This is a genomic window from Chamaesiphon sp. OTE_20_metabat_361 (genome assembly GCF_031364565.1).
This window is the reverse complement of sequence record NZ_JANLWO010000413.1, coordinates 1-11,361: the sequence shown is the minus strand read 5'-3', so window position 1 is coordinate 11,361 and position 11,361 is coordinate 1. Positions and strand designations below refer to the sequence as shown.

At 48.6% G+C, this 11,361-nt stretch carries 7 protein-coding genes; 4 read left to right on the top strand and 3 right to left on the bottom strand.

The genetic code is table 11. The annotated features are described in order from the left end of the window. The first annotated feature begins 28 nt into the window (after nt 1-28). Entirely contained in the window at nt 29-5,257 is a 5,229-nt protein-coding gene (locus RMO35_RS12035) for a translocation/assembly module TamB domain-containing protein (protein ID WP_309741486.1), read from the top strand. A 143-nt stretch (nt 5,258-5,400) separates the two neighbouring features. Here the strand turns inward: RMO35_RS12035 and RMO35_RS12030 are convergent, their stop codons facing one another. Next, nucleotides 5,401-9,189 (bottom strand): ATP-binding protein, encoded by a 3,789-nt coding sequence (locus RMO35_RS12030; RefSeq protein ID WP_309741484.1) that lies wholly within the window; start codon nt 9,187-9,189, stop codon nt 5,401-5,403. A 151-nt stretch (nt 9,190-9,340) separates the two neighbouring features. On the opposite strand from RMO35_RS12030, the gene RMO35_RS12025 reads away from it, so the two are divergent. The 3 genes from RMO35_RS12025 to RMO35_RS12015 are packed head-to-tail and all read left to right on the top strand — an operon-like array spanning nt 9,341 to nt 9,863. Continuing rightward, entirely contained in the window at nt 9,341-9,424 is an 84-nt protein-coding gene (locus RMO35_RS12025) for an element excision factor XisH family protein (protein WP_309741488.1), read from the top strand. Beyond that, entirely contained in the window at nt 9,409-9,540 is a 132-nt protein-coding gene (locus RMO35_RS12020; RefSeq protein ID WP_309741483.1) for an element excision factor XisH family protein, read from the top strand. The genes RMO35_RS12025 and RMO35_RS12020 overlap by 16 nt, the downstream gene beginning before the upstream one ends. Then, nucleotides 9,528-9,863, top strand: a complete 336-nt coding sequence (locus tag RMO35_RS12015; protein WP_309741482.1) for a XisI protein — start codon at nt 9,528-9,530, stop codon at nt 9,861-9,863. The genes RMO35_RS12020 and RMO35_RS12015 overlap by 13 nt, the downstream gene beginning before the upstream one ends. Nucleotides 9,864-10,225: 362 nt before the next feature. Here RMO35_RS12015 and RMO35_RS12010 read toward each other — a convergent pair whose 3' ends face one another. Together RMO35_RS12010 and RMO35_RS12005 are read right to left on the bottom strand one after the other, a co-directional pair. Continuing rightward, nucleotides 10,226-10,600, bottom strand: coding sequence for a hypothetical protein (locus tag RMO35_RS12010; RefSeq protein ID WP_309741481.1), 375 nt, complete (start codon nt 10,598-10,600; stop codon nt 10,226-10,228). 53 nt (nt 10,601-10,653) lie between these two features. Continuing rightward, nucleotides 10,654-11,361, bottom strand: a 708-nt coding sequence (locus tag RMO35_RS12005) for a HAMP domain-containing sensor histidine kinase (protein WP_309741479.1), incomplete at its 5' end; no start/stop codon positions are given.

The window sequence follows — 11,361 nt, the reverse complement described above, 5'->3', positions numbered from 1 at the left end:
AAATAATGGCAAGCTGACAATTAATCAGGTGCCGCGCAGTTTGGATGAGATTAATGGCTATATTAATGTATCCGATCGCGAAGTTAAGTTCAATAATGTCACTACTAAATACGATCGGGTAGCTGGGGTAGTTAATGGTAATCTCAATTATACGACTGGTTATCAATTAAGTGCTCGGACTGCCCCGGTTGCCTTGCCAGATCTAGCTAAAAGTATCGATCTCAAATCGCCATTTCCGCTAGCAGGTGCGGCTGTCGCTCAGTTGCAATTGACGGGCAAATTAGACCAGCCGATTTTTTCGGGACAGTTTAATAATACCCAACTCACTCAAGTCGATCGCGTCCAAATCGATCGGGTCAATGGTAACTTTAAACTAGCAGACAATCGGATGGCGATCGATGCGATCGCTCAACCGAAACTCGGTGGTAAAATAACCACTCAAGGCGAGATTAAATTTTTAAAAACCCCGGAAACTAACTTCCAAGTCCAGGGCGAGGGGCTTCAGGGAGACGCCCTGAGTCGGCTGTACGGTGCTAAATTACCCGCAGGGGTACGAATCGGTAATACTGCGGTACGCGGCACGATCGGGGGCACTGGAGCCAATATCTACACCAATCTGAAGGTAAGCGCACCCCAAGCAACTTATCCAGTGAGTGCCGATCTTACAGTTACGCCGCAGGGGCTAACACTTGTCAAAGGCGCGACGCTAGCGGTTGCTGGGGGCAAGGTACAGGCGACGGGGGAAGTATCTAAGACTAACTGGCGGCTAAATTTACAACCGCAGAATTTAGACACTCAGCAATTAGCCGAAATTGGTGGTTTAAAGTTAGCAGCTAATTATCGCGGTAAATTAGCTGGTAATATTCAGGCGGCGGGCTTAAATGCGGATCTGGGCATCGAACGGGTTCAAGCGCAAGGGCAGTTAAATTTACAATTACCAGCCGGACGAGTGACAGCCGATCGGATTAAGATCGATCGAGGTATTTGGCAAGCTAATCTCAGTAGTAAGGCGATCGATCTCGCTCAAATTCAACCGAGTAATAGTGGATCGGTACTCCCATCAACCGCACCTAAAAGTCAGCTACCCGCCGGGATTGCCAGCGGTAATTTTCAAGTTAGTGGTAATAATTTAACTAAAATTAGTCCGACAACGATCGCGGCGCAAGGACGCGGCAATATTAAATTTAAAGCTGGTGAAATTCAGTCAGAAAATCTTACGCTGAACAATGGTGATTGGCAGGGTGTTTTTACGACTAAAAATCTTCAGCTAGCTGAATTCAATTCGCAAGTTGGCGGACGCCTCAGCGGTACGGCTAACCTCGCAGGTAATCTCAAATCTACTGCACCCGAATCGATTCGGGGTACGGGTGCAGGCAGTATCGATCTTCCCCAAGGTCGAGTTGTCGGCAGTAACTTACAACTCGATCGCGGTAAATGGCAGGGAAACTTCCAATCTGCGGGGCTAGTTCTGGGTGGGTTGGCTCCAGAAATTCCGCTGAAGTTTAGAGCGGCAAAACTCGACGGTAATCTGCAAGTTGCCGGGAATCTCAAACAGCTCAAACCTGAAAATTTGCGGATTGCGGGTGATGGTAGATTAAGTTTGGCTGGTGGTAATATTATCGCCCGTCAACTACAAATCGATGCGGGAAAATGGCGCGGTAATTTTGGAATCGATCGGCTTCAATTAGGTAGTGTTACTAACATAGTTACTACGGCATTAGCACCAGCTCGATTGACTGGGAATTTTGCGGCGGCGGGGGAGTTAACTAAATTTAATCTCGACCGTTTGCAGGTAGCTGGAAATGGCAATTTAAGTCTCGCTGATAGTAACATTCGCGCTACAGATCTCAAATTAGCTGATGGCAATTGGTCGGGCAATTTGGCGATCGCAAATCTGAAGTTAGGGACGATTAATAACCAATTAGTACCCCAACTGCAAACGAGTAAAGTTAGTGGTAATTTTAGTGTTGCTGGCAATGTCAATAAATTAACACCAGCCGCAATTCAAGCTAGTGGCAATGGTAAATTACAGCTCGCTAATGGTGGTGAGATCGGAGCGAATAATTTAAAAGTTGCGGCGGGAGCATGGCAAAGCGATTTATCAGTACGTGGCTTAAAACTCGGCACATTAAATCAAAATATACCTGCTCAAATTCAGACAGGTTTATTAGTTGGTAACTTTCAAGCAAGTGGTAACTTGAATACGCCAGAATTAGAACGAGTTCGGGCTAGTGGCAATGGCAAAATTAGCAGTATTCTCGGTGGGAATGTCCGCGTTAATAATCTCAGTCTCGATCGGGGTAAATGGCAAGGTAACATCATCGCCGATCGGTTGAATATTAGTAAGCTAGCAACATACATACCTGCCAATGTCCCTAAATTCGATCGCCTAGCCGGACAGCTTACTGGTGACTGGCAAGTCGGTGGCAGCCTGCAAAGTAATAATCTTGCCAATCTCCAAATAGTAGGATCGACAACATTAACTAATCTCCAAGTCGGTACTTTAAAATTCGATCCGAATTTAGTGGGGAATATTCAAGCAAATCCCGGACAAGGAGTAGATATCGCCTTCACTGGTAAAACCGATAGACTGGCACTATCACTCGATCGCAATTTGCAACCCCAAAGCTTCGATCTCAAGCAACAAGAGACGATCGCGACAGGCACCGTAGTAGACAAGAAACTCAGTCTCAATGTAACTGGTTTACCGATCTCTTTAATCCAGCCGTGGATTCCGAAAAATACCGGACTGCAAGCATATCGCTTCGATGGCATTGCCGCAGGTAATTTAGAAGTAGACTTGGCTAATTATGGCGTTACTGGTAGCCAAATCGCCGTCATCAATCCGATCTTCGGTGCTTTTCAAGGAGATCGACTGCTGGCTAACTTCCGCTATGCCAACGGACAATTGACACTCAACAATGAAATCCAACGCGGTGCCTACACCTACCAGATCGCTGCCAGCCTGACTCCTGGCACGACGAACCCCACCTTCCAAGCCAAATTGCAAGTCCCCAAAGGCAACATCGAAGACGTGCGGAACTTACTCCAAATCTTTAGTACCAAGGATGTCTATACGCCCTTCGCCCAGCGCAAATACGGCACCGCCGCCGATTTGGGCACCGAAACCGCTAGACTAATCGATCGACCCCAATCGCTCGATAAAGAATTGCGGCGGCTCTCCGAACTCAGACAGTGGCTAAATCGTCAAGCAGATCGCCAGCAGCAAGAAAATATGCTGCCCGATGTGGGCAACCTTCAGGGCGATTTTAGCGGCGAGATCGCGATCGCCAATAGCCCAAAAACAGGCATTACCAGCGATTTTAATAGTGCTGGCTCTAACTGGCAACTCGAACGCTACACCCTCGATCGGATCGTTGCTACTGGCAACTGGCGCAATGGTAAACTACATTTCGAGCCACTCAACCTGACAGTTGAAGACAGCCAAATTGCGATCGTCGGCGATTTTGGAGCCGATAATCAAAACGCCAAAGTCAATATCCAAAACTTCCCCGTTAAGTCCCTTACTAGCCTCGTCGAGCTGCCCGTAGACATCACAGGCGGAATTAACCTCACGGCACAAATCCAGGGCACTCTAGCCAATCCTCGCGCCAGTGGCGAAGTCTCCCTCCAAAACGGTCAACTCAATACCACCAAGCTCCAAGATGTCAGCGGTAATTTTAACTACAACGATGGAAGACTCAGTTTTGATAGTGATGCCACCTTTGCCAATAGTCCGCTGGTCGATCGAGCAGATCGGATTAAGATAACAGGCAGTATTCCCTATCAACTTCCCTTCGCCCTCACTCCCCCAGCGAGTAACGATCTCACAATCGATTTGAGCCTCCAAAATCAGGGCTTACAGATCCTCGATGTCTTCAGCAAACAACAACTGCAATGGCTGGACGGACAGGGAAAAATCGCCCTCAAAATCGACGGTAAAATGAAACCCGAAGGCGGATTTGAAAGCCTCTCCGCCAGCGGTACGGCAAATATTACCAAAGGACGAATTAAAAGTGTCGCCCTGCCCGAACCACTGACAGATATTAATGGCGATATTGTCTTTGATTTCGATCGAATTGACGTGCAAAAATTAACTGGTAAATTCAATCGCGGACAAGTGAACGTCGCTGGCATCATCCCGATTTCTGACTCATTCTCGATCGATCCGAGCAAACAGCTATCCGTCCAAATGAATGGGATTGCCGTCGATCTCAAAGACAAATACAAAGGCGATGTCAATGGGAATCTCATCGTCCTCGGTACCGCTCTCAACCCGATTTTGACTGGCGATGTCCAACTCAGTAACGGGCAAGTTTTCTTACCCGACTCCTCTAGCCAGACTACTTCGACCATTTTGGGCGTCCAGCCAGTCATCGCAGAAGTACCTAACCCCAATGCCACCCAGCTTCGCAACCTCCACCTCACCCTCGGCGATAACCTCCAAATTACCCGCGCGCCAATTTTAAACTTTATTGCCACTGGCAAAATCGACCTCGACGGCACCGTAGACAACCCTCTGCCCTTCGGACAAGTTCAACTCCAAAAAGGCTCGGTTAACCTGTTTACGACCCAATTTCGCCTAGCTAGCGGCCCCCAAACCGCCGACTTCTTCCCCACACTCGGCACCGATCCCGTCTTGAATTTACGCTTGTTTGCCAGAACCCTCGAAAGTGCTTCCGCTGGTTTGGCGCAACGCAGCCTCACCGCCCGGACTGCCAATGGCGAAATCAATCAACCCGCCGACTTCTACACCACCAGTTTGGGTTCGGTGCAAACCGTCCAAGTCGAAGCTCGCGTCGCGGGACTCGCCAGTCAACTCACCCAACGACTCGAACTCACCAGCACTCCCGCCCGCAGCCAGCCAGAAATCGTCCTCCTCCTCGGTGGTGCGCTCGCCGAACGCCTGACATCGGGCGGCGACATCGGACTGGGGGTAATCAGCCTCGCTAGTTCCAATCTCCTCAATACTCTTCAGGAGCGAATCGGGGATGTCTTGAGCTTGAGTGATTTTCGACTCTTTCCCACGATTACCAAAGACTCGAAATCTAATGCTAATTCTACTTTTGGGATTGCGGCGGAAATCGGTACTGAAATTACGCCCAGAGTCTCTGCTTCAGTGTTCAAAATTCTTACCAATAATGAGTCACCTTATTACAGCCTCCGCTACCGCGTTAGCGACCAAATATTACTGCGCGGCTCCACCAATCTCTTCGGTGAAAATCGCGCGATTGTCGAATTCGAGCAAAGATTTTAAGTAGTGGATAGTGGATAGTGAATAGATCGTAGAAACCCAACCCACTCACCAATAGCTGCGTGTGTTGGGTTTTATTCTTCTGCTTGGTGCGCTCAATCTGGAGGAAACCTCCAGAGCGCGCATCCGCAACCCAACCTACCGATTTAATGACTCTTTGGCCAAGTGACATAAAAAGTTGTCCCCTCGCCCAAACCCGATTCTAGCCGAATGGTGCCTTCCTCCGCTTCGACGATCTTTTTGACGATCGCCAACCCAATGCCCGTACTATCGCTATTCTCCTTAACCTTGAGAGTTTGGAAGATCTCAAAGACTTTGGCGTGATTTTCGGGGGCGATACCGGGGCCATCATCTTTGAGGATAAATTCATGGTAGTCGGGATGTTCGATCGCCGAAATATTTAGATTTCCGGTGACAGAAGTATGGTGTTTGATGGCGTTGCTAATGAGGTTGGTCAAGACTTGACTCAAAAATACCCGCTTGGTCATAAGGGTTGGTAGCGGTGGCTGAATGTCGATCTTAAAGCCCTTTGGCGGGGCGAGAGAGTCGATAATCTCGCTCAGGAGTTCGGCGAGGTCAAAGGTTTCTAACCGCGCTTCTTGCCGCCCTGCGCGGGCGTACAGCAACAAGCTATCAATCATTGACTCCATTCGTTTGACGCGGGTGCGGAGGAGCCGAAACTGTTGCTGGCTGGCTGGTGGCAACCGATCTTCTAAATCCTCTTCAATCCAGACTGACAAGTTAGAAATCGCCCGTAAGGGAGCTTTGAGATCGTGAGAGACGGTATGGACGAAACTGTCTAGCTCCTGGTTGCGATCGGCTAGGGCTACTTCGGCGAGTTTGCGATCGGTAATATCATGTCCGATGCCGACGATCCCCAAAACATTGCCATTTACGTCGCGCAGTGGGGCTTTGGTGGAAAGGAAAGTCCGCACATTTCCGCCGATGACGATCGATTCTTCAAACACTGCGGGGACACCCGATGCGATGATGGATAGATCGTTAGCGCGAATTGCTGCGGCTGCTGCATTGTCTTGGAGCACGAAAAAGTCGTCCTTGCCCAGTAGTTCGGCGACTGGCTTACCAAAGTAGTTGGACATCGTAGGATTGCCGAATAACAATCGCCCCGCTCTGTCCTTGGCGAAAATGGCATCTATTGAATAATCGCCGATCGCATTTAGCAATGTCATCGTCTCGTGCAGTTTGGCTTCGGCAAGTTTGCGCTCGGTAATCTCCGCGACAAAAATCGTCAGGCTACTCGGTGACGGATAAATGCGGTGTTCGTACCACCGCTGCCAAGCAGGGTAAAAGTTTTCAAACTGATTGGGAGTGCGATCGCGGATTGCCTGATGAAAATGTCCGTACACCTCAGTCTCGACGGATGGGGGAAACAACTCCCAAATATTGCCACCCAGGAGTTGTGCGCGGGACATTGCCATCATCTCGCAAAAGCGATCGTTGACATAGGTAAAGCACCAATCGCGATCGAGTACATAGAAGCCATCCCGAATACTCGTTAAAATGCTTTCAAATTGCGCTTTGGCTGTTTCGGCTTCCAGTCGTAAGGCTTGCTCCCGCAGCGTCGCTTCCCGGCGCATTTGGGCTAGTTTCAATGTTACCTCCACGCGCACTCGCAGTTCGCGGGCAGAAAAGGGCTTAGTAATATAATCATCAGCTCCGGCTGCTAGTCCTTCCAGCCGAGCCTCTTCCCCCGCTCTAGCCGACAGCAAGATAATCGGGATTTCTCTGGTTTGCGGGTCGCTGCGGATTGCTCTCAACAAGCTCAGTCCATCGAGGTTGGGCATCATGATATCTGCCAAGACCAAATCGGGGATCTGGTGGCGGATTGCGGCTAGTGCCTCGACTCCATCGGCTACTGCTACTACTTTGTACTGCGGACTCAGCAGCCGCAGCAAGTAATCGCGCAGATCGGCGTTGTCGTCTGCCATGAGAATTCTGGCAGTGCGATCGGGTTGACGATCGAGGACGGGTAAAATTGAAGACTGGACGATTAGATCGGGACTCAAATCGGCTATTCGGGTAGTATCCAACGACACCCAGCTTGCAGCTTCTTCGACAAAACCGTTTGCGCCGATTGCCGTAGAGATGAGAGTGCGAGTCGCACCGATCCGATCTGGGGGTAGATGAGCCGTCCCGGTGGGAATGGTAATGGTGAAACAAGTACCCGCACCTTCGACGCTGGTGACAGCGATCGAGCCTTGATGCAGCTCGACTAACCTTTTGACAAAGGCTAGCCCGATCCCCGAACCTTCATACGTGCGCGATCGGGTGCCACTGACGCGATAAAATCGCTGGAATAGTCGCGGTAGTTCGGCGGTGGGAATGCCTACTCCAGTATCGCGGACGCTCAATTCTACTGCATCCCCCACAGCTTGCAACCGCACGGCGATCGTACCGGAAAATGTAAACTTGAAGGCATTGGAAATCAGATTGAAGACGATCTTTTCCCACATCTGGCGATCGACGTACACGGGTACCGACAGAGGCGGACAGTCGATTTCTAGCTCCACCCCAGCCCGCTCGACGAGCGATCGAAACATACTCGCCAGCTCGACGGTATAAGTAGCCAAATCCGTTGGCTCGTAAGATGCCTGAATCCGCCCAGCTTCAATCCGTGCGAAATCTAGCAGCGTATTGACCAGCTTTTGGAGGCGGATGCCGTTGCGCTGGATCAGTTGGAGCTGTGCTAGCTCGGCAGGTTGGATGCGATCGGTTAATGAATGTGACAGCTCCTCTAACGGGCCGAGCATCAACGTTAGCGGCGTGCGAAATTCGTGGCTGACATTACTAAAAAATACTGTTTTAGCCCGATCTATTTCGGCTAGAGCGATGGTGCGTTTGCGTCCTTCCTCAAGCGATCGAGCGGTGGCGATGGCTGTAGCCAAATGTCCGGCTACTAGCTCACAGAAATCCTGATAATCTCGATCGAATACCCGACGCGGACTTACGCCCACCACACAGATGTGTGCCAACCCTGCTTGTGCCGATCGAGTGACTAGCATCGTCACCGCAGTTGTGGGGATGAGCGCGAGGGATTGGTTAGACCAATCGATCCGTTCGCGTAGCGTCCGCTTTGCGGAATCGGTCAGATCGAATAGTTGGGATTTACCAGTTTCCAGAACTTGCCTAAAACAACGGCTCAAATCCGTATCTGCCTCAGCGCAATTGACTTCGATCGGGCTGATTTCCGTCCCTAGTGTCACTCCCGTTGCCACAGTTAAGCTCGCTTGCCCAGTTATGGGATCGACTGAATAGAGCAGCACAAACGGCAGATCGTCAGGATTTTTAGCCAGCACCGCAGTACTTGCTTTACACGCGGCTGTAACCGTTATCAGTCCTGCCGTCTGGGCGGCAAGTTCGCTCAAGGTGCCCAAGCGACGTTCGCCCAGAACCCGCTTAGTCGTCTCTGTCACAGCCGTAAAGATGCCACCCACATTCCCCGTTTCATCCAAAATCGGACTATGGGAAAATGTGAAGTAACATTCTTCCAGATATCCATTGCGATCGAGCAACAACAACCCATCATCACACCACGTTGCCTCGCCCTGCGTCAATACGCCGTCCAGCATCGGCCCGATTTCCTGCCAAATTTCCCACCAGCACTCTCGTCCGCGCTGTCCGAGTGCGTAAGGATGTTTGCTCGTTCCCAACATCGGACGGTAAGCATCGTTATAGAGCATCACCATCTCCTGCCCCCAAAAAATCAGCATCGGAAAGCGAGATTGTAGACAAATGCTCACTGATGTGCATAAGCTTGGCGGCCAAGTCTCCACCGCACCCAGTGGGGTTTGCGACCAGTCGAGGGCGCGCATTTGGGTGGCGAGTTCGCTATCGCCTGGAAAAAATTGTGTCAGTTGGCGATCGCTCACAGCAGCGGTGTTGACGGAATTCGATAAGTTTAGCTCGTTTTGCATACGGCGATCCATCAGAGGATGTTTGGAAATACGGACAATATAGATCGGACAGTATCTGATTGTAACAAAATTGTGTTAGGGTCAAGAATCCTCCAAGATCGATCGATAGTAATGTTACGATTTAGTTATCGATCGACGACTATCATCTGCTATGTCTGCACGCGATATTTTTCATAATGTAGTAAAAACTGCCTTACAACATGATGGTTGGACGAGTACTTGGCTATTCCATTAAGTACCTATGATTCTTTCTTTCAACTTCCATTTGTCCAAGCCACGATTCAACAACATCAACTCAAACTAGCAGTTTATGAGCCGGAAGCTGAGGAGATTGTCAAATGGCAGAATTAACTGAATATCAAACTAAAATCCAAGATTTACTTACTGAATTGGCTGCTTATGGTTCTAGCGATCGTGAAGTTGAATCGCAGTTAGTCTTCGATCTAGAGCGAAATCATTATCAATTACTACATGTAGGTTGGCGGAATAAGCACCGCATCTATGGTTGTGTGGTGCATCTAGATATTAAAGATGGCAAAATCTGGATTCAACACAATGGCACCGAATTTGATATTGCTGTCAAACTTGCAGAGATGGGTATTGATAAGCAAAATATCGTGAATGGATTCCATTCGATCTACATGCGACAGTTTACAGAATTTGCTGTTGGCTGACAAAACTACTACTATATAGCAATCCTAAATCATCTTCTTATTTATTAATACTTAAATACTAATAAATTTAACCGCAGAGGCGCAGAGGTCGCAAAGGTAAGAATAAGAGGGTTAAGCTTCTCATTTAGGATCGCTATATAGTCTTTGTCAGTCAGAAATTGTAAATTTTAGCTTTGGCCCATTGAAGGTGATGACATAACGATTGAGAATATTTCTACCAATAATCACTTCACCATTCAAAATATCATCAGGAATGGCAAGTACTCTGGCACGAAAATACGTTTTATTATCAAAACTTGCTTGAATTAGAAAATAAGTTCCTGTAGTTATCTGACCCAAGCCTCTAAAAAGTAGCAGAATCTCTAGTTTTTAATGCTGTTAACTGGCAGCGATCTAGGTACAAATGCGAACAGGATAGCATCAGGTCGCTGCTGATAAAATTCGGTGTCACAAATACGATCTAACAAAACATTTTCATCTTCATCCGAATCAATGACTAAACCATTTTCAAACACGACATATCGACCAGCATAATTTTTTATTAATTCTGGCAGATGGCGGTCGAATAGTTTTTCTTGCTCCTTCAAGTAATCATAGGCTTGAGGATTCCAAAAGGAATCTTTAATGCTGTAAGTCAAAGGTTCACCTTGACGATTTAAGGTATGAACGATTTCTTCATCATTTACTCGATCGACATTTTTAGCCAAATCTTCATTTTTAATAGCAGCAGAAGTCATAAGTAATCAGCTCCATTCGCAGAAAATAATTTTGGAAGTCGGGGATGTGTCTTCTAACCAGGACTTTTTGGCCAAGTCACATAAAAAGTTGTCCCCTGTCCCAAACTCGACTTTAACCGAATCGTACCCTGCTCGGTTTCGACGATCTTTTTGACGATCGCCAACCCAATGCCCGTACTATCACTACTGTCCTTAACTTTGAGAGTTGTAAAGATCGCAAAGACTTTTTCGTGATGTTCGGGAGCGATGCCTGGGCCGTCATCTTCGATGATAAATTCATGGCAGTCGGGATGTTCGATCGCCCAAATGTGCAGATTTCCGGTGACAGAATTATGATGTTTGATGGCGTTGCTAATTAAGTTGGTTAAGACTTGGCTCAAAAATACGCGCTTGGTCGTAAGCGTTGGTAGCAGTGGCTGAATGTCGATTCTAAAGCCTTCTGGCGGGGCAATAGAGTCAATAATCTCGTTCAGGAGTTCGGCGAGGTCGAAGGTTTCTAATCGCGCTTCTTGCCGCCCTGCGCGAGCGTACAGTAGCAGAGAGTCAATCATCGACTCCATCCGCTTGACGCGGGTGCGGAGAAGAGCGAACTGTTGCCCAGAGTCTGGTGGCAACTTACCTTCTAAATCTTCTTCGATCCAGACTGACAGGTTAGAAATCGCGCGTAAGGGAGCCTTGAGATCGTGAGAGACGGTATAGGCGAAGCTGTCTAGCTCCTTATTTCGTTCGGCGAGAGCGGCTTCGGCTTCTTGCAGCTCGGT